This window comes from Pedobacter changchengzhani (assembly GCF_004354365.1).
Lineage (GTDB): Bacteria > Bacteroidota > Bacteroidia > Sphingobacteriales > Sphingobacteriaceae > Pedobacter > Pedobacter changchengzhani.
In genome coordinates, this window is sequence record NZ_SJCY01000009.1 from 167,826 (window position 1) to 185,776 (window position 17,951).

The following is a 17,951-nucleotide window of genomic DNA, read 5'->3' on the forward strand; positions in this document are numbered from 1 at the left end:
ATTAATAATATGAAGTTCAAAGACAAGAATGCCAAAATGGAAATCCCCAAATTATTTATATTGATTTTGCTTCTATTTACGGTAACACTCACATCTTGTGCCCAAAAAAGCATTTCCGATTTTAAAGATAAAAATGCTTACATAGATTATTTGAAAGGTAAATCTTTAGGCGATTTAAAAACTGCTCTGACGAAAGACACGTTGTATCTTCAGACAAGAATTGATAGCGTGAAAGATATTGTTTTTTATGAAGATTTTTCGCTGTCGCCAACGGATAATGATGAAACTAACAATCATAAATTAGAGCAGGCTAAAAAGTTTACTTTAACCAATGTCGATAGCATTAAACAGTCCTTTTTAAGGTATAACGAAACGCTTCTTTACACGCAAAAATATGCACTTCCGAATTCTGAATTTAGATTTTCTACTGCCGAGGACAGCGATTTCTTGTTGGATAGAAACTTAAGCCAAACCATCACAAATGCGTATTTGGGTAGAGATAAATTGATAGCAAATGCAATAAAGTTAAGTACGCCAGACAGTATAGCTGTACAAACTTCTTATCATTATCCAACCAAATTTGAAACGTTAACCATTAATAGAAACATTAAAAAAACAAATTATAAAGATTTTGAAATTGAGGTTGATACCATTTATAAAAGTGTAGTTCACTTAAGTTTACCTGGTGCATTGGCCCCAAAAATATTAGGTTGTCAGGCTGTAAATAAAGAAGGTATTTTAATGGATAGCCATGGTTATTATAGCTATCCAAATCGGGGATTAAGTAACGAGACACTATTTGATTTAAATTTGTTAAAAAGCACTTTAAGTGATGCGATTAAGGCACCTGATAAAGAAAAAGCTTTGACTGCGCTCGATAAAATACCCGAAAATGTTTTCGAATTATTAGCGACAGTAAATGACTTTAACGCTGACATTATGAAAGTTGATGAAAACGCTGAGGATAGTGAAGTGATGGGGAAGATGGATAGCATTAATGAAAAATACGTAGGCATTTTAGGTGTTAAAAAGCAACAGATTAAAATGTATTTTGATGATGACGTTGAAAAATTATATGTTTTCATTGCAACAAAAATTGATACCCTAAATGCAAGTGTAATCACAAAAGCAAAAGATGATAGTGATTCAAAATATCGCGTTTTCCATCAGGAAGATATCGGCAAATATGGAATTGTAGATAAAAAAGGAAACATCGTTATTAATGCTGAATACAACAAACTTGTAGATCAAGGAAATTCTTATTTCGAAGAAGAAATAGACCCTAACTCCAGAAAAAGACAAACCTATTATCTAGATGTTGCGGCTAAAAAACTGATTAAAATTCCTGAAGGATTATCATTTCGACATAAGTACACTGAAGAGTATTCGGTATTTGAAAATGAAAACAGACAAGTGGGTTTGTTGAAAAACAACAGCAAAACGATTGTACCTTTCAAGTATCTGAACCTCGCAAAAAAAGATAATGTTTTTATGGCATACGATATGAAGGACAACGCCAGAATAGTGGATTTATATAATATAGAGGGAGATAAAATACAATTGACAGACCTCATGGACGTTGATTTTTATGATGATTTGCCGGGCATACTTGTGGTGGGAAAAAATGGGCTGAAAGGATTGGTAGACAAAGATGGAAAAACTGTACTTCCCGTAAAATATAATGGCCTGTATTATTTACCGGGTTCTACACCGATGATTGTTTATTACGAAAAAAAGGCAAAAGAATCAGTAGGGCAACTTCGTGGTTTAATGACTAGTGAGGGAAAAATACTCACGCCTGCATTTTACCGCCAGATCCACAGTTTTACAGAAGATTTATCACTATTTAATTTGCTTCGAAATGAGCACGATGTTGGGAACTACGGCTTTGTAGATACCAGTGGCAAAGTAGCTCTGCCTGCTATATACCAACATGCTACAAGTTTTAATGAAGGCTTCTCATTTGTTCAAAAAGATGAAATGTTTTTTTTAATAAATAAGCAAGGGAAGTATGTGGTCACCTTTCCGCAGAAAAATGTGAAATTCTTTGATGACAAGGGCGATGGAAAAGATAGAAGATATATCCTAGATGAAAAAACATATAACTATAAGGGCGACTTAATCCCAACAAAAAAATGAGAATTAGGCCTATAATGTTCATGCTTTTTATTCTGCCTGGTTATCTATTTGGACAAGAGGTTAAGAATATTGAAACTTCTAAAATAGCAGATACGATTTTGGTTAAAAGCTATGAATTGACTGGCATGTTTAACTGCATGCAGTATGAAAAATATTATGAGTTGAAATTGGACAAAAACGGGCTTGAGCAAGTAGAAATTTCAACTTTAAAACCTGCAGTAAAGATTTATTACAGCGGAAGAGCGTATGTTAAAGAAGATTGTGTCGATACAGTGAAATATCAAGACAAACCAGCAAACGGGCTTTTTAAAATATATGACCTCAATAGCAAAAGATACTCCGGTGGAATGGCAAGTGCCGATTATTATTTTGGCTTAAATCATATCGATTATGTGGTAGCAAACTTTATAAATGGTAAAAAAGAAGGCATTTGGTATTATTACCCTGCGGAGCCACTAAGAATTTGGGAAGGGATAACGTTAACACAAATCTATCGGCCAATCAAGTGCGAGATTTATAAAAACGGAAAACCAGATGGACTTTGGTGGCAACTATTTAATGGCAATAAAATGGTTTTCTTTGAATATAAAAATGGAAAATTCTTAAACTAATCGTGTAAAATGATAACGGAAAATTTGATATGAAAATCACGCTACTTCTACCACTTCTCTTTTGTATTCCAACATTGCTTTCAGCTCAGGAAAAATTTGTGAAGATCGATTTGAAAGATACCGAATATTTATATCTTGCTGAAAAAGCTTTCCTTAAAAAAACGGGCAAGCCATTAGCGGGAAATTATGAAATTAAATTGAATCGGTATCAAACGGAAAAAAGTTCCTTTATCGATGGTTTAAAAGAAGGAGAGAGTAAAACGTTTAGAAACAATAAATTGACAGAAACTGGCTTTTATAAAAAAGATTTAAGAGAAGGCGAATGGAAATCTTATTGGGAGGACGGCAGATTGTGGAAAGTGACACCTTATAAAAACGGTTTACGAGAGGGGTTGGAGAAAGTTTACAGTGGTAATAAACTAACAGAAACAATTAACTACAAACTCAACCATCAAGATGGTCTAACAACCAAATTTCGGCTTAATGGTCAATTAGAATCGCAAGAAACTTTTTTGAAAGACAAACTCATAGACACATCCTACTATTATCGTTATGGCGAGGTGCTCGAACGAAAATGTTTCAATGGTGCAGATACCAGTTTTTGTATTAATTACAACCGGGCTACCGATGTAAAGGTTTTGGATACCATTTTTTTCAATAAAGACAAAAAGCCAGTAGTATTAAAAGCTTATAAAAACGACACGTTAAAGTTAAAAATGTCGATAGACTATCACGCTGTTATAAAAGATGTGATTGATAAAAAAGTAACCAAAGTTGAGGTATATGAAGATGGAAAATTACACATCACTTATTACTTTGAAAAGAAATATGGAGACAATTACAGCGCCGATGAGCAAGTAAGGAGTTTGCTTCGTTATAAGTTGTATTATTATACAAAACCAGAAAGAAGCGTACTAACGGTTACATCTCCCGATCGGGATAATTATGATAAAACGACTTTCTATTTGAAATATCCAGATGCTACACATTTAACACGGGTAGAATATAATAGTGAATCAAGTGGCGACCAATTAGCAGGTTGGTATCATAGAGATTTAAATAATTAAAACAAATGAAAAAAAGCACTAAAATAATTTTATGGATTACCGGTATAACTGCGATAATTATTTTGCCAGATGCTAACCTTTATTATCAAAATATCATCTTAAAACTTGATCGCTTGCCTAAAGCTTATCGCAATTATTCAGCTTTGGCGGATTTAAAAGACGATAAGTATGAAGTCGTTGATTTTTTTGGCGCTGAACCTTTACTTCAGTTAAATGACAGTACCATCGCAATTATTGCTGTTGCTAAACAAAACGACAATGATATTTTGGTGCAAAAAACTTGGTATAAAATCAATTTAAGAGGCATAGTGATCGATAGTTTAAAGCTTAGTTATAAGCGAGAGGATGATAAGCACTTTTATAAAACTTTTAACAGTTACATTGTAGATATCGGAGCCAATACCTACAACACTTGGTTGATAGATAGCGACACCACTTGGAAGCCTATTAAAAACCTTCAACCTAACAAGGTTTACGACTCCAAAGAAGTCGAAAAAATGATTTCAGCAGATAATTACGTACACTCAGCTATCATTCAATTAAAAAATGGAGAGGAGTTGAATCACTTAATTTTCTTTAAAGACAAAGGCTTCCATGCCATCTTTGTCGAAGAAAATTGGACCAAATTAAATGATCCCATCAACAAATTAGAGGTAAGGTATGAGTCTTTAGGTAAAGATACGGTTAAAGAATCTTCTACTGTTAAACGTGTTTATGTGCAAAAAGAACAATGGATGGATACCTCTGTCTGGAAGTTAAGCAAATACACAACAATGTGGACAGGCGGTGGTTTGGGTAGGAAGCGATGGGAGGGAACAGCCTATTATGATTTACAATTGCCGAAAAAAACATTGCATTTTAAAGAGGAAGTGACCATAGAGTATCCAGACCAATATGTAAGAGAACCCTTCAAATACAAAATTTACAAACCGAATAATGGTGACTACCAAATTTTAAGCGAGGGTGAATATTTTACAACTTATTTAATTAGACCAAAATTAAATATTAAATGAAAAAAAGCTCTAAAATAATTTTATGGATAATCCAAAAATTTAGAAGATTTAAACAATGAAAAAATCGACAAAGATTATATTTGCAGTCTTAGCTTTTATATTGATTCTAGCCAGTCTTTTAATTTACAAGATGAATTGGTTTGGTGCAGGTATGAAACCCCAAATTCATATTAGTGATACTTTGGCTGTGGCAAAAAAGTTAGACACTACAGATTACACAACGAACGGAGATACATCACAAGCTGAAGATTCACAAGCCATTTATGAGCAAAAGCAGTTTCCACAAACAGGCAACTCGGTAAAAGATTTTATCATCGAGCCCTATAAAATAGTGATGGAAGATGAAGGCTTACTTGATAACGATAATTTGAAAGACGTGGTGGTTACGCTCCAAAATAAAAATGATAGTACCGATGTTCGTCCAACTTTGGTGCTTTTAAAACAACAAAATGGCGGTTACAAATTATATGGCGTCTCATTAAATACTGTTCCTCCGGCATACCAAGGCGATTATCAACAATACCTTAACGTAAGTGTAGAGATCGATAGCGCGAAATTAAAAGTTAGCTTAACTGGCTATGGTGGTCCAACTGGCAATCAGTTTAATACTTATAAATTTATCGACAACAAATTGGTGCTCATTTCTATCGGTTTATTTTCTGCAGGAGCAGGCGGACAAACTTATATAGATGTAGATTATCTAAAAAACATAGTGCGTTTTGAAGATGTAAATACCATGTTGGATGAAATGCCGAGTACGATTACGCATCAAAAAATTCCAAAACATAAGCCTTATTTTTTTGAGACGGATGAAGGTTTGGATTATAGGAGAGATTAGGTTGGATATTATAAAAATGAAAATACTGCCGTGGAAAATATAAAAATAAGTGTACCAACGGATAACGATGATGTAGTACTAATCTCAAATAGCAGGTTAGTAACTGTGAGTTGCGTTATGGTTTTTTTCGGTGCTTTTGGAATGTTAATTGGAATTTATACACTATTAAATCACCAGCAGTTTGAAATTCCAGCTTTGATTTTTGCAATACTAGCAATTTTAGGAAGTAGTTACGCGTTGTGGTTTGCCGTGAAATGTTTTCTAGTCACTCGTGTACAATCGCGATTTGAAAAAGATGGGTTGAGCTATCGCGATGTGCGTAAACATGTTACTGGCAGAAATATTACGGGGATAGGTTTAGGCTTTTATATCAATACAAAATTCTATTTTCTTCCGTATGCAAATATTGAAAAAGTAAGTTTAAAAAAAGTTAGCATTGGGTGTAATCTTATCTGTATAGATACAAAGCTAAATGAGGTAATTTACTTACCCATTTTATTAGATAGTTGTAAGGAAGTAGATGAGTTGGCGAATTTAATTGAAGAGAAAAGACAATGAAAAATTTATTATTTATGATGGCAATCCTCGGTTTGGGGTCATGCACACAAACGGTAAAGGAAAAAGTGAAAGTATCAGATTTGAAAGATACTGCAACAGTTTTATCGCCAGGTATTGAACCTCAAACTGATAACAATCGGGAAAAAATAATTTCCGAAATTAAAAAATTCAGGAGTGCAATGACCACAAAAAATAAAACCGAGATTTTAAGTTTTTTCGACTTTCCCTTGGCGGATTCAATGGTTAATTTTTTTGAAGTGGATAGTCTTTTCGATAGAAAAAGAAAAACTAACGGTGGCGAAATCACTAAAGAAATGTTTTCGGGAAGTTTCAATCGCATTTATGAAATGACAGATATGTTAGAATTTAATAACCTATTTGCTGATGTGAATTTAGGTTTACTAAGAAACCAAGATCAAATCAAGAACGAAAAAAGACCACCAAACGATGGGTGCTACTACATCTATATTATTGCGATTAAAAATGATTTAGTCTACTTTCAATATGGTACAAACTCAAGCGATGAATACCGCAAAACTCATCCCGATGAGGAAGAAGTATGTGATGAATATGCGCAAATGTGGACGTTCATATTTGATGGTGAAAAATTGAAGTTTCTTACACATCGCATTGCGGGATAACTACGCAGGCAGTAAAATCAGCTCGAAAATTGAAGAACTTTATTGAAATTCTAAATTTGAAATTGAACGAAAATAAGTAGAAAGTTGGCGAATAAGTGAGTCTTCCACTCGAATAATAAGTTCTTCATAATAACCCATAACTAAGATATATCTTAGAGGTATATTAAATTTTATAAATTAATAACCACACATTTAATTATGAAAATCATCTTTTTTACCACTGCTATTTTTATCTCCAGCTTCTGTTATGCGCAGAAAACATCTTTCACAATTAATAAAAAGTTCGGTGTTGTAATAGATAGACTTGACGATTTTCAGCGATTGGTTTCGGTTGCGGATTTGGTTGATAATACAAACGAAGTCGGCAAGTATGACCTCGATATCAAAATCTATAACGAAAAATATGGTGCCAATATATCTGATAATTATTTAAAAGTTGACTATATCAAACCAACCACAAATGCCATCATAACTTCCGTTTGGGAAGTTAAATTGGAAGAAATTGCAGAGAAGAAAATCAAAGTTAGCGTTGCCTTACTAAAGGTTACGCCCAGCGGAAATACAAAAATTATTAAAAAAGTATCTAGTGGCAAATTCGAAAATAAGTTGAAGTATTTTTTGAATAACCACACAGATTTAAAAATTAAAGGCAATTAGCAGATAAAGTTTATCAATAGCATTATGAAAAATATCGTTTTGATCTTCATTTTTATTTTTACCGCCCAATTGCTCAAAGCCAGCGAATGTTATCACTACCATACTGGAAAAAAGTATGAGTTGGAGACTGTTGGCGGTAAATTATTTTTGGCATTAATTACAACAGATCCGAATAAGATAAGCATTGCCGGATATAGTAAAATTTTATTAAAAGATATTCTGCCTGCAAATTCAAAAATAGTTGCAGAAACACAAGATGGTGTTATTGTAAAAAACGATGTCGCTTATTATTACATCCCAAAATCCACTTTTTACGATGATAAACTTTTAATAGATAAAATCGCTGAATCGAGCCTAACCAATTATCCGCAGATAGGCTTTACTTTTTTTATGGATGGCTTTTGGAAAAAATTAGCGTACAATCCATATTATCCCACAAAAGCGCAGCGGGTAAAATTTACGCCTGTTAAAAATATGCCAAAGAATGCAACTATAATGGCAAGTTTTCCTAACGGAGGAACGACTACATACTTGTTGAAAGATAAAAGCAAGGTGTATAGTTATGATGAATCTAGCGCCGAAGTTACCATTATTAAAAATATAACCCCAAGTACTGCAAAAATTGATACGCTAAATGAGAGTTCGGATGAGTTTTGCATTTATGACGATAACACTTTTTACCTGACTAGAGATAATTTTAGAACGGTAGAAAATGTAACCACTCAGTTTAAAGATAGACCATTGAAGCAAAGTTTTTTGAAGTTAAAATTTCATAGACCAAACAGCTTCAGAACCTATCTCGATTTTCAGGACGGTGCTTTATGGTCTTATGTATCGGCAGGAATTAGCTTAGAGCAGGGTGGTGATGTTAATTTTTACCAGGTAGAAAACAGTAAATATCTCGAACCATCAGGTTTGGTTTTGCATAAAGGTTTTTTATATGATGATCCTTGGAATTTAGTTTATGAGAATCATCCAATAGATCTACCCAAATTAAAAAATATAAAAGATTTTGCGCTTAATGAAGATGGTTCGTACAGCGTAGGGAAAGACATTTATAAAGTGAGGGATCTAGATGGAGGTAGCATTCTTGAGAAAGTAGAAAATATAGTTGCGGTTGGAAGCGATGCAGTGAGAACTTTTAACAATGCGCTGTGGACATATCGTCACCCCATCTCGATGTTTTTCGCAACAAAGAATTCAATTACTTTTTACAATGCTGAAACGCAAAAAATAGAAAAAGAAATCAATTTCAAATCGCCTTTAAAAAATTTGATTTTGGCTTATGCTTTTGATAATAAATTGCTGATAGAAAATGAAGTTATCCAAAGCATGGCAGATTATGAAAGTATGGAGTTTTTGGGTTCTACTGTGCAGGTGGTTTCACCTTGTGATGGCGGGCGTGGACAAATTGAAATTGTAGTAAACTATGATTATTATTTCAAGGATAAAAACGGTGTTTACAAATACCATACTGGAAATAAAGGTTTGGTAAAACTAAAAGATATAAATGCACTTGATTGTACCCAAGCTAATTTTATAGAAACTTTTTGGGATAAGAAAAAAGAAAATTAAAAGCGATGAACAAATTATTCACACTTATTATTTTATGTTTTACCGTAACCTCTTTTGCTCAAGAAAGTGCCGAACTTAATGGCTACTTTAAAGAAAGTTACCGCACCGTACAACTTAGTAAACAAACACAACGCGTACTTTTTGTAAAAACGAAAGGCAATGTGATCATTCCAAGATCGGCGTATTACTTAAATCTACTTCCTGCAGATGCAGAAAAACTAGGGTTAAAAGATATTTTGGTTATTTCTGATAGTGGAAAAGATTATGTGCAGAGCGATACCAAGCTTCAAAAAGTAAATGTAATGAGGTTGAGCAATTTAGAGAATGATCTTTTTATTGATGTTTCAAAAAAGAAAGCTTTGGATGAGAAAATGATTTCGGTTTTAAAAAATCCTAAAAAAACCGATACTTTACAGTATAATTCGTTTTATAACGATAACGATTTTGGCTTAACAAAACTATGGATTGATGCGGTAGATAACAATGATTCTATCACTTTAGAAAGCGTGATGGAAATCGAGTTGTCTAACGGAGAAAATATCTCTCAGCCAACTTATTCATTAATCCCGATAAATAAGATGGCAAAAGATGCATTACATTATGTTGAGAATTTATTTGATTTGGGAGAAACGGAGGATTGGACAAAAACACAATGGCAAAATTGGTATGCAAAAACGTTAAATGAAAAATTGGATGTAGAACCGCTAAAAAATAATAAAACAGTCACTATTTCTGATAATTTTAAGGGTAGCTTTCCAAATGTGGCGCTTTATGGCAGAAACGATTCGAGTCAAAAGATTTTGGCAGTAGAAACTTTACGTTACAATATTGACGATTTCGAAGGTCATCAAATTATCCAGTGGGATAATGCTAAAGTACATAAAAGTGATTATTTCCGACCAGATCAAAAGCAATTATTTAGGATTGATGGTTTTAAAAGTATGGGTGACGATTTATTCGTTATAGGGAAATCCAATACTTGGACACATTTGAAATTAGACGCAAACCCACAACAATACAACATCCAAAAACAATTAATTATAGCACTCCCAGAAACCTTAAACGTGAAAGGTGAAAACGAAATCAGCTTAGTTCAAATGGGTGAAAAGTTGAGTTATGTCATCTTAAAAAACAACAAATCTGAATCTTTCATCGTAGTTACATTGAATACCATTACCGGTGAAGTGTTGTTTGCAAAAAAGTTAACAGCACTTTTGCCAATGGTAAAGGAAAAAAACCTGAGTTTCGTGTACTTAAAATATGGTACAGAAATCCCCGGTGGTTTTCTTTTCGGTATTCGCGAAGATAAAGCTTACCACTTGGTAAAAGCGAGCGTAAATTTATCCGAAGTTAAAGTAATGGAAACCACTTCGATGATTCAAAATTCTACCGCATTCGTGCAAGGAAATAAGTTAGACATCATCAATGTACTAGATGGTTTTTTAAGAAGGATTTCTTATGATGCTTCATTGGATCGTAAGTTAAACGAGTTACAAGTAGTTGATTTTAAAGATAAATACTATGATGAAGATGGTACAATTACTTTGGATGGTAAAAACTATCAGGTGTTTTTCCCCTACCATTTTCCACTTCAATCGGGTGTAAAAATGCACACCTTAAATGATCAGTTTAAACTCATAAAATCACAATCAGTATTTTACTTTTTACAAGTGGAAGAACCTATGGATGATAATATGTTGCATTTATTGTATGCTTCTAAATTGGAAAACAATTTCTGGTTGTTCTTTAAAATGGGTAACGATTTACGCTATACCAAATTTATGGAAAACACAAAATACCAACCAAAAAATTAATCAAAACCTTAATACACATAACATGAAGATTAAAATAATATTGCTGTCAATTCTAATCTGCGTTAGTGCAATAGCTTACGGACAAACGAAAAAACGTCCCAATAAAAAGATCCCGAAAGCTAAAACCACTATCCCGGTTATAAAAGTAGAAAAATATCCTGCACCACCACGATCGACGGTTTTGTTGGCCAACCCAGGAAATAGTAAGGGAATGATGTCTCCACCACCAATGGTTGAAGCTCCAAAGCAGATTAGCTTGTACTTCACTAACGGCGAGATGTTAACCGCAAGAAGGGTTTCAGAACTGAATAAGTTAGACTTTAAGACGATAAGAAAATTCAAGGCAGACAATAAATATACACCAGAATTTGAAGAGGTTGAATTTAGTGCTTTTTTAGAGAGGCTTTTGAATGAAAGTCCTAATCTAGAGGAATTAGACTTGCAAAATTGTAACCTTAAGGTGATCCCGAGAATTTCCACGCCAAATGGCAATTTAAAATCAATTTACCTTTCCTACAATAATTTGACTGCGCTACCAGATGGGTTGGAGTTGATACCCAATTTAGAAAAGTTAGTATTAGATAACAATCAACTTTCTGGACTGCCGAAGAGTATAACCAAACTAAAGAAACTCAAAAGGATTGCTTTGGACATTAATCAGTTTAATAGATTTCCAGAAGAATTATTTTCAATTCCAAGTTTGGAGATACTAACGCTCTACAAAAATGATTTAAAATCCTTGCCAGACCAGTTTAATCTGCTTCCAAATTTGACAACTTTAGGTATTCAATACACCAATCTTTCCACTTTACCGCCATCCATTTCCACGTTGAGCAAGCTAAATTCTATCAGTCTGAATGGAAATCAGTTTGCAGAATTTCCCGCAGATGTTGCGAGTTTAAAAGGACTAACTCAAGTTGATTTTAGTAATAATCCGATAGATAAAAAACTCTTCCTGCAATCATTAGATGCGATAAAATGGCGAGGGCTGTTTTCGCTGTACGATTTAAAATTAACGAAATCGGAGTACGAGGCGGTTAAAGCGAAACTTAAACTGATAGACGTTTATCATTAGATTGATTAAAGTTTTACAGTGATCTTATCAGTATTAAAATAGAAAAAGAAACGAAATTTATCAATGGTGAAAATAGAAATAAATAACGATTTTGATACCCATTTTTTTGCGATGGAGGATTTCGAGCTGTCGCTAAAATTGGCAGATGCAGTAGTTAAAATCATTTACATTTCAGAACCTCCACATGGAGATTCTTATCATCATCTTTTTATAGATGACAGGAAGTTTCCGGGCTATGTTTGGGGTTGTCATTTTTTATTTCCCTATCATCAAAAATATATGATTTGTTCTTGGATGAAAGATTTATACGATAGGAAAACAGTTATTATTGATATTAAAACTTCAGAATATAAAATCCTAAAAAAATATTTTGGCAAGTTTAAAATGAATAATAATCAGATCGAGCTGATAGGGATTTCAGAAAATGAAAAACTAACATTAGATTTATCGTCAGTTGAGAAACTATTTTCAGTACAATAGTAATTTAAAAAAGCATTTATTTGAATACAAAATGAGCGTTACATTACAAAAAGCCAATATTTTCCAAGCGTTAGAAATTTGGGAAATCTTACAACAAGCAATTCTTAGAAGAAAAGCAGATGGAAGCAAGCAATGGCAGGATGGTTATCCAAATTTGGCTGTTATTAAAAACGATATAGAAAAAAACCAAGGTTTTGTTTTGATGGATGATGAGAATATTGTGGGCTATTGTGCCATCCTAATCAATAATGAACCCGAATATGCAAATTTAAAAGGCGAATGGCTTAGCAATGAAGATTTCGTAGTTTTTCACCGTGTAGCTATTGATGAGGGACATTTGGGAAAGGGTTTAGCAAAAACAATGATGACTTTGATTGAGGACTTTGCACTAGAAAACAACATTCACAGTATTAAAGCCGATACTAATTTCGATAATGTTGCCATGCTATCCATTTTTGAAAAATTAGGTTACGCATATTGTGGCGAAGTTTTTTTTAGGGGAAATGCCAGAAAGGCGTTTGAAAAAGTTTTGAATTAAATGAAACATGCACGATATTAAACTGATTGGTGTACATCACTAATTAAGAAAAAAGATGGTAGGTGAGAGCAAAAATCAAAAAATCTCAATTTTTATAGTGTTGTACCTTGGAGGATTTTTTCTTTTAAATTTTGTCGTTGGAAATAAGATTTTAGATAAATATAAAGCTGTTTATGAAGATAAAATTATATTAACGGATCAACCATATGCAGAATATTTATCAAAAAATAATAAATCTTTTGTTTATAGAGAGTTATCGTTTTGTTCAAATTCCTCAAAAAAAGATACGATTAAATTGAGCAGAAATTTTGCAGAATATCTAACTGATCAGGAGTTAAAGGACATTACCAGCTTGAGTAAAGGTAGTGCAGTAACCTTTTCTATATTGAAAGATTCTAAGAAAGGAAAGTATTTACTGGCGACAGGTATAAAAACTGCAGATTTTGAATGCAAAACGAGTGTGCGATTACATTTTATGGATTACTACATCCTGATCATAGCCTATTCTTTTTTTTAGGACCATTTACCGATGCTATTTTTCCGGTAATTATTAAAATACTCAATATTAAATCCAAGCAGATAAACAACTGAACTATTTTATAAAATTATGGATACACTATTTAAAAACTTGTTTGAAACTATGCCAGTACTTTATATAAGAATTTTCTTCTTTTGCCTTATGCCAATTGGCTCATTTATTCTCTACCACGGAATTAAGATTTTAAGAAAAGCCTTTAATGGAAAAGTGATGCTTGAAATGCCTTACTTGCAACAGACTGGAGAATTTACGATTTTGAAAAGAGGTATTTATTCGATCTGGCAAAAAGGAGAAATGTTTAGAAAAACACCACTAGATCAATTTAGCACCCACATTTATGAAAAAGCGACACAGCAGGAAATAAACCTGAGTAATTCTTTAATGAGCCCAAGATCAAATGATTTCTCAACAGGAAGGATGGAAATTTATACTTTTTCCGCAACACCTAGTATTTATGAATTACGATTACAAGATGGTTCAAGTGTATTGAGTGTACAAATTTTCATTTCTAAATTGGTTCCGTTGCCATCCGTAGATTTATCTAAGTACTTTATTCAAGTGCGAGAAAGTCAATCTCAATTGTTCACACTTTTGGGCATTCCAATTGTACTTGTAGGCGCATTTGGAGTTATTGGTGGCTTTGTTTTGGGATTATTGGCAGATCAGGTTTTTAAATAATTCAATTAAAAAAAATGCAGAAATTACTTTTTACTTGTGTGATTTTCTTGTTCGCGAAATTTAGCTTTGCGCAAGAACCAAAAGTTACGTCCATTATTAATTTTACAGGTACTATCGGCACCTATCCTGTTGAAATGCAATTCCGTTTAATCCAGAAAAAAGATTCTATTGATGGAGAATATTACTATGTAAAAAGTGGAAGGGATAGTAAAATATACCTTAATGGCACTTTTAAAAATGGTAATTTGTTGCTTCAAGAAAGATCCTACGACAGCAAAAAGAAAAAGTTTTTATCGTCTGGATATTTTAAAATAACAGCCATTAACAAAACCACTATCTCTGGATCGTGGGGCAAAAATAAAATGGAAGCGAGCATTCCAAATGCACTAAAAGTAAAGTTGGTTTGTAGAGAAAATCTCAATGCGTTGAATCCATTCAAGTTTAAATATAGCATCACAAAGAAGAAAGCGAATTATGAAGACATGTCGAAGGCGGCTTCTTCTTACTATAGCATTACATCTTTTACCATTGATAATAACCGAAATAACCCTCAAAAAATAATTGGCTTCAAAGAACTTGATTTGGTAGATGAAAAAGCAGATGTTGAGCTGGAGGATATGAATTTTGATGGTTATTTAGATCTGAAACTTATGATCAATTATCCTGATATGAGTAAAGGAGATTACAGCTATATCTACTATATCTATGATCTAAAGCAAGCAAAATTTGTCAGAAATTTTGTTTTGGATGATATTGGTGTTGCATTTTTTGATGCGCCAACTAAAACCGTATTTAAGTACGATGCCGATGGTAGCGGAAATGAAGGAACTAAAACTTATAAGTGGCAAAATGGAAGACTCTACTTAATCAAAGAACAACGAGTTTATCAAGACGATATTTTTGTGCATTATAAAGAATATAAAGTTTTTAATGGAAAATCGGTGGAAGTAAAAAGTTATAAGAAGAAAGAATAGACATTGAAACCACGCAAACTACTAAGCCAACGGCATCCTATACTTTATTTCTTAGCCGTTTGGGCTAGGCGAGTTAAGCGCATGGCAGAATGGTATATTGATGACAAGAAATATGCAAAAATTAGAACGCCTGAAAAACTTTCCCATCGGATAAAAAAACATCAATCGGTATTGTTAAAAAAACTGGGCGATAATAACGCACAGCTACAAATTAACAAGGGTACTAATTTAAAAATTGCAGTTAAAAAACTCAATGGAATTTTGATCAAGCCAGGCGAAACTTTTTCTTTTTGCAAACTAGTCGGACTTCCTACAAAGAAAAAAGGCTATTTATTGGGGATGGAATTGTCTTTCGGTGAAGCAAGAGCAGGCATTGGCGGTGGAATTTGCCAAATATCTAATTTGATTCATTGGCTGGTCATGCACAGTCCGCTTACGGTTACCGAGCGTTACCACCATTCGTTCGATCCATTTCCGGATGACGGGCGGGTTTTACCTTTTGGTAGCGGTGCAACCGTTTTTTACAATTACAGAGATTATCAGTTTACCAACAATACCACACACACTTTTCAAATTAATTTATGGTTTACCGAAAAATGTTTAGAAGGCGAATTGAGAATAAATCAAGAACTCGATTATGCATATCATGTTTTTGAAAAAGATCATCAGTTCTTAAAAATAGAAAATCAGTTTTACCGTAAAAATGAAATATGGCGAGAGAAAATCCTCAAGTTTGAGGGTGGAAAAGTCGTGGAAACGGAGTTACTGACCAAAAATTTTGCTCGGGTTACTTACCAACCTAAAAGTTATTTAGATGCCTAATATTTTTTGAATTAGTAACGAATAATAGTCCTCCAGCCACAAAAACCTAATCCATATCAACGAATAATAATCTTATCAATTTGGTTAAAAACTAATTTATATATTAGTGAATTGGTTTACAAATAGCTGCCACAATGAATATTTACAAAAGGAATATTATTTTAATCGCCACCCTCATTTTGTGCTTTGTGCTCACTATTGTTTATGGTTACGGATTTAGAAATTTTATTAAACAACCTAAATTGCCAGCAGCCTACACCCGGTATAAAAGTATTGATAGTGGCGCGAGTTCACAACATTATGAAGTTAAACATTTGCTTAACGGAGAAGCAAACGAAATATATTTTGAAAATCCAATTGGTATTAAAAATGCAGTGATTATACATGTTAACTCTACTAATAGCGATAAACCTGCTAATATTTATTACAAAATAGATCAAAATGGCAATTTAGCCGATAGTCTAATTTATAGCCAAAATGAATATGCAACTTCCTTTCAAAAAGGTTATTTAGTTCATCAAGATTACTACCGAAGTTGGGCTTTAGATGGCGATACAGCTAAACATAAATATATTCCAATTAATTACGATTTAAAACTGGATAGCGTTGCTAGAAAAAATGAATTTTTTAAACTCAATGCTAATGCAACAGTAAGTAAGTTTATCTCACACGATTATTTATGGGATAATGATGACCGCAAATCGGAAGCAAAAATTGATAAGTTTCTGTTTTTAATTAAAGATAAGTGGTATGCCTTATACGGTGCTAACCTGAAAGACTATAATGAACAAGAAATTAATGAACCTGATACACTACAAAATCAGTTAAAAGGAGAACAAATTTTAGGCAAAGCCGATAATATTATTCAGGTAAATTACTTTCATAAATCACTTAGAGAATTAACCGATGGAAAAATTTGGTGGTTTGGAACGGGTTATATTAACCTAAAAGTAGGATTAGAAAACATTGAAATTAAGCATGAAATGCGATATTATGAGGACACAAAAACATTTAGCTATTTAGGATTGAAGCTTTACGAAGATCCTAATCACAAATTCAAACTTTTAAGCAACGGCGGCGCAATATTTTATGTTATTAAACCCAAAAGCAAATAATATGAAACAAAAATTGCCAGTTGGCAGAGCTTTGCTCATTGCATTAATTATAACTATAATTTATCTTTTTGTAATTTTCACTTTGCAAGAATTTAATAACTACGGAGGTTTAGTGCTGTTTTTTGCAACGCCTGGTGTATTTGTAGGGATATTTGTTTGGTGTTATATGATGATGATTTTTGAAGTTACAGGCATAATTGCACCTCATTTTTTATTTAGGTTTTTAGTCCCTTTTTTATTGTTCAGTTTAGTATTTTGGGTGTTTGCCAATGTGGGCGAAGACCCCATTATTTCATCATTTCAAAATTATACCTTTAAAGAGTACATAGGTTATTTTTTAGAATTTATGAAAAATGCTTCGTTGATTTTAGGAAGTTTATTTTTGCTGCTGGCAGCACTTTTTACGCTGTTGGTTAAAACAGAAAAACCAAATGCGATTCAAAAAGAGGCATGAAATCGCTAAAATTAAGTAATAAACTAATTATCATAAAAACTATTGGAATAATTGTTATAATTCCATTTGTATTTTCATTCTTATTTTACGTGTTGCTAATTATCCCGGAATATTGTGCTTGCGATAGGCAAATGTACGAAGGACAAGTGGGAACAACCATTTGGGGAGATACGGTTGATTGTGGCGGGGAAAGTATGTTTTTTTCGGAAGCGTTTTTTCAGCTTTTTACCATCATTAACGTTTCGTTTATTGTTGTATTGACTATATTGTTTTCTTGGTATCGTAAAATAAGCAATGTAAAAATTTAACATAAAACGTGTAAAGCTGTGGTCTAAAAATAATTTTTATATTTCAACGTTAAAAA

20 protein-coding genes are annotated in these 17,951 nt (G+C 33.0%); all 20 read left to right on the forward strand.

Features of this window, described 5'->3' with window-relative positions; translation table 11 throughout:
• The first annotated feature begins 9 nt into the window (after positions 1-9).
• The 20 genes from EZJ43_RS13355 (at position 10) to EZJ43_RS13445 (ending at position 17,895) form a co-directional block, all read left to right on the forward strand.
• On the forward strand, positions 10-2,139 hold the full coding sequence (locus EZJ43_RS13355) for a WG repeat-containing protein (protein ID WP_133263213.1): 2,130 nt from the start codon (positions 10-12) through the stop codon (positions 2,137-2,139).
• Complete coding sequence (locus EZJ43_RS13360; RefSeq protein WP_165953169.1) at positions 2,136-2,750, forward strand: hypothetical protein; 615 nt, start codon at positions 2,136-2,138, stop codon at positions 2,748-2,750. The genes EZJ43_RS13355 and EZJ43_RS13360 overlap by 4 nt, the downstream gene beginning before the upstream one ends.
• A gap of 29 nt (positions 2,751-2,779) precedes the next feature.
• Positions 2,780-3,817, forward strand: a complete 1,038-nt coding sequence (locus tag EZJ43_RS13365; RefSeq protein WP_133263215.1) for a toxin-antitoxin system YwqK family antitoxin — start codon at positions 2,780-2,782, stop codon at positions 3,815-3,817.
• Between the two features lie 5 nt (positions 3,818-3,822).
• Positions 3,823-4,830, forward strand: a complete 1,008-nt coding sequence (locus EZJ43_RS13370) for a hypothetical protein (protein WP_133263216.1) — start codon at positions 3,823-3,825, stop codon at positions 4,828-4,830.
• A gap of 55 nt (positions 4,831-4,885) precedes the next feature.
• Positions 4,886-5,668 carry a hypothetical protein gene (locus tag EZJ43_RS13375; protein WP_133263217.1) on the forward strand — a complete coding sequence of 261 codons (783 nt, stop codon included), beginning with the start codon at positions 4,886-4,888 and terminating at the stop codon, positions 5,666-5,668.
• A 30-nt stretch (positions 5,669-5,698) separates the two neighbouring features.
• A complete protein-coding gene (locus tag EZJ43_RS13380) occupies positions 5,699-6,226 on the forward strand; it encodes a hypothetical protein (RefSeq protein ID WP_133263218.1) in 528 nt (175 codons plus the stop codon).
• Entirely contained in the window at positions 6,223-6,867 is a 645-nt protein-coding gene (locus EZJ43_RS13385) for a hypothetical protein (RefSeq protein WP_133263219.1), read from the forward strand. The genes EZJ43_RS13380 and EZJ43_RS13385 overlap by 4 nt, the downstream gene beginning before the upstream one ends.
• Before the next feature lie 198 nt (positions 6,868-7,065).
• Positions 7,066-7,524 (forward strand): hypothetical protein, encoded by a 459-nt coding sequence (locus EZJ43_RS13390; protein WP_133263220.1) that lies wholly within the window; start codon positions 7,066-7,068, stop codon positions 7,522-7,524.
• A gap of 24 nt (positions 7,525-7,548) precedes the next feature.
• On the forward strand, positions 7,549-9,099 hold the full coding sequence (locus tag EZJ43_RS13395) for a hypothetical protein (RefSeq protein ID WP_133263221.1): 1,551 nt from the start codon (positions 7,549-7,551) through the stop codon (positions 9,097-9,099).
• 5 nt (positions 9,100-9,104) lie between these two features.
• Entirely contained in the window at positions 9,105-10,913 is a 1,809-nt protein-coding gene (locus EZJ43_RS17210) for a hypothetical protein (RefSeq protein ID WP_165953170.1), read from the forward strand.
• Between the two features lie 22 nt (positions 10,914-10,935).
• Positions 10,936-11,988, forward strand: coding sequence for a leucine-rich repeat domain-containing protein (locus EZJ43_RS13400; RefSeq protein ID WP_165953171.1), 1,053 nt, complete (start codon positions 10,936-10,938; stop codon positions 11,986-11,988).
• Between the two features lie 63 nt (positions 11,989-12,051).
• Entirely contained in the window at positions 12,052-12,468 is a 417-nt protein-coding gene (locus EZJ43_RS13405; protein WP_133263223.1) for a hypothetical protein, read from the forward strand.
• Positions 12,469-12,499: 31 nt separating this feature from the next.
• A complete protein-coding gene (locus EZJ43_RS13410; protein ID WP_133263224.1) occupies positions 12,500-13,006 on the forward strand; it encodes a GNAT family N-acetyltransferase in 507 nt (168 codons plus the stop codon).
• A gap of 55 nt (positions 13,007-13,061) precedes the next feature.
• Complete coding sequence (locus EZJ43_RS13415) at positions 13,062-13,523, forward strand: hypothetical protein (protein ID WP_133263225.1); 462 nt, start codon at positions 13,062-13,064, stop codon at positions 13,521-13,523.
• Between the two features lie 90 nt (positions 13,524-13,613).
• Complete coding sequence (locus tag EZJ43_RS13420; protein ID WP_243718093.1) at positions 13,614-14,222, forward strand: hypothetical protein; 609 nt, start codon at positions 13,614-13,616, stop codon at positions 14,220-14,222.
• A 14-nt stretch (positions 14,223-14,236) separates the two neighbouring features.
• Complete coding sequence (locus tag EZJ43_RS13425; protein WP_133263226.1) at positions 14,237-15,196, forward strand: XAC2610-related protein; 960 nt, start codon at positions 14,237-14,239, stop codon at positions 15,194-15,196.
• 81 nt (positions 15,197-15,277) lie between these two features.
• On the forward strand, positions 15,278-16,018 hold the full coding sequence (locus EZJ43_RS13430; protein WP_133263227.1) for a VanW family protein: 741 nt from the start codon (positions 15,278-15,280) through the stop codon (positions 16,016-16,018).
• Between the two features lie 134 nt (positions 16,019-16,152).
• The gene (locus EZJ43_RS13435) at positions 16,153-17,133 is read left to right on the forward strand and encodes a hypothetical protein (protein ID WP_133263228.1); all 981 of its coding nucleotides are present in this window, start codon (positions 16,153-16,155) and stop codon (positions 17,131-17,133) included.
• A 1-nt stretch (position 17,134) separates the two neighbouring features.
• The gene (locus EZJ43_RS13440) at positions 17,135-17,587 is read left to right on the forward strand and encodes a hypothetical protein (RefSeq protein ID WP_133263229.1); all 453 of its coding nucleotides are present in this window, start codon (positions 17,135-17,137) and stop codon (positions 17,585-17,587) included.
• Complete coding sequence (locus tag EZJ43_RS13445; protein WP_133263230.1) at positions 17,584-17,895, forward strand: hypothetical protein; 312 nt, start codon at positions 17,584-17,586, stop codon at positions 17,893-17,895. The genes EZJ43_RS13440 and EZJ43_RS13445 overlap by 4 nt, the downstream gene beginning before the upstream one ends.
• The last annotated feature ends 56 nt before the right edge of the window (positions 17,896-17,951 follow it).

Bases quoted from the DNA above. Each gene is read 5' to 3' on its own strand.
- EZJ43_RS13355 (WP_133263213.1), top strand. From the start codon at position 10: ATGAAGTTCAAAGACAAGAATGCCAAAATGGAAATCCCCAAATTATTT.
- EZJ43_RS13360 (WP_165953169.1), top strand. From the start codon at position 2,136: ATGAGAATTAGGCCTATAATGTTCATGCTTTTTATTCTGCCTGGTTAT.
- EZJ43_RS13365 (WP_133263215.1), top strand. From the start codon at position 2,780: ATGAAAATCACGCTACTTCTACCACTTCTCTTTTGTATTCCAACATTG.
- EZJ43_RS13370 (WP_133263216.1), top strand. From the start codon at position 3,823: ATGAAAAAAAGCACTAAAATAATTTTATGGATTACCGGTATAACTGCG.
- EZJ43_RS13375 (WP_133263217.1), top strand. From the start codon at position 4,886: ATGAAAAAATCGACAAAGATTATATTTGCAGTCTTAGCTTTTATATTG.
- EZJ43_RS13385 (WP_133263219.1), top strand. From the start codon at position 6,223: ATGAAAAATTTATTATTTATGATGGCAATCCTCGGTTTGGGGTCATGC.
- EZJ43_RS13390 (WP_133263220.1), top strand. From the start codon at position 7,066: ATGAAAATCATCTTTTTTACCACTGCTATTTTTATCTCCAGCTTCTGT.
- EZJ43_RS13395 (WP_133263221.1), top strand. From the start codon at position 7,549: ATGAAAAATATCGTTTTGATCTTCATTTTTATTTTTACCGCCCAATTG.
- EZJ43_RS17210 (WP_165953170.1), top strand. From the start codon at position 9,105: ATGAACAAATTATTCACACTTATTATTTTATGTTTTACCGTAACCTCT.
- EZJ43_RS13400 (WP_165953171.1), top strand. From the start codon at position 10,936: ATGAAGATTAAAATAATATTGCTGTCAATTCTAATCTGCGTTAGTGCA.
- EZJ43_RS13405 (WP_133263223.1), top strand. From the start codon at position 12,052: ATGGTGAAAATAGAAATAAATAACGATTTTGATACCCATTTTTTTGCG.
- EZJ43_RS13410 (WP_133263224.1), top strand. From the start codon at position 12,500: ATGAGCGTTACATTACAAAAAGCCAATATTTTCCAAGCGTTAGAAATT.
- EZJ43_RS13415 (WP_133263225.1), top strand. From the start codon at position 13,062: ATGGTAGGTGAGAGCAAAAATCAAAAAATCTCAATTTTTATAGTGTTG.
- EZJ43_RS13420 (WP_243718093.1), top strand. From the start codon at position 13,614: ATGGATACACTATTTAAAAACTTGTTTGAAACTATGCCAGTACTTTAT.
- EZJ43_RS13425 (WP_133263226.1), top strand. From the start codon at position 14,237: ATGCAGAAATTACTTTTTACTTGTGTGATTTTCTTGTTCGCGAAATTT.
- EZJ43_RS13430 (WP_133263227.1), top strand. From the start codon at position 15,278: ATGGCAGAATGGTATATTGATGACAAGAAATATGCAAAAATTAGAACG.
- EZJ43_RS13435 (WP_133263228.1), top strand. From the start codon at position 16,153: ATGAATATTTACAAAAGGAATATTATTTTAATCGCCACCCTCATTTTG.
- EZJ43_RS13440 (WP_133263229.1), top strand. From the start codon at position 17,135: ATGAAACAAAAATTGCCAGTTGGCAGAGCTTTGCTCATTGCATTAATT.
- EZJ43_RS13445 (WP_133263230.1), top strand. From the start codon at position 17,584: ATGAAATCGCTAAAATTAAGTAATAAACTAATTATCATAAAAACTATT.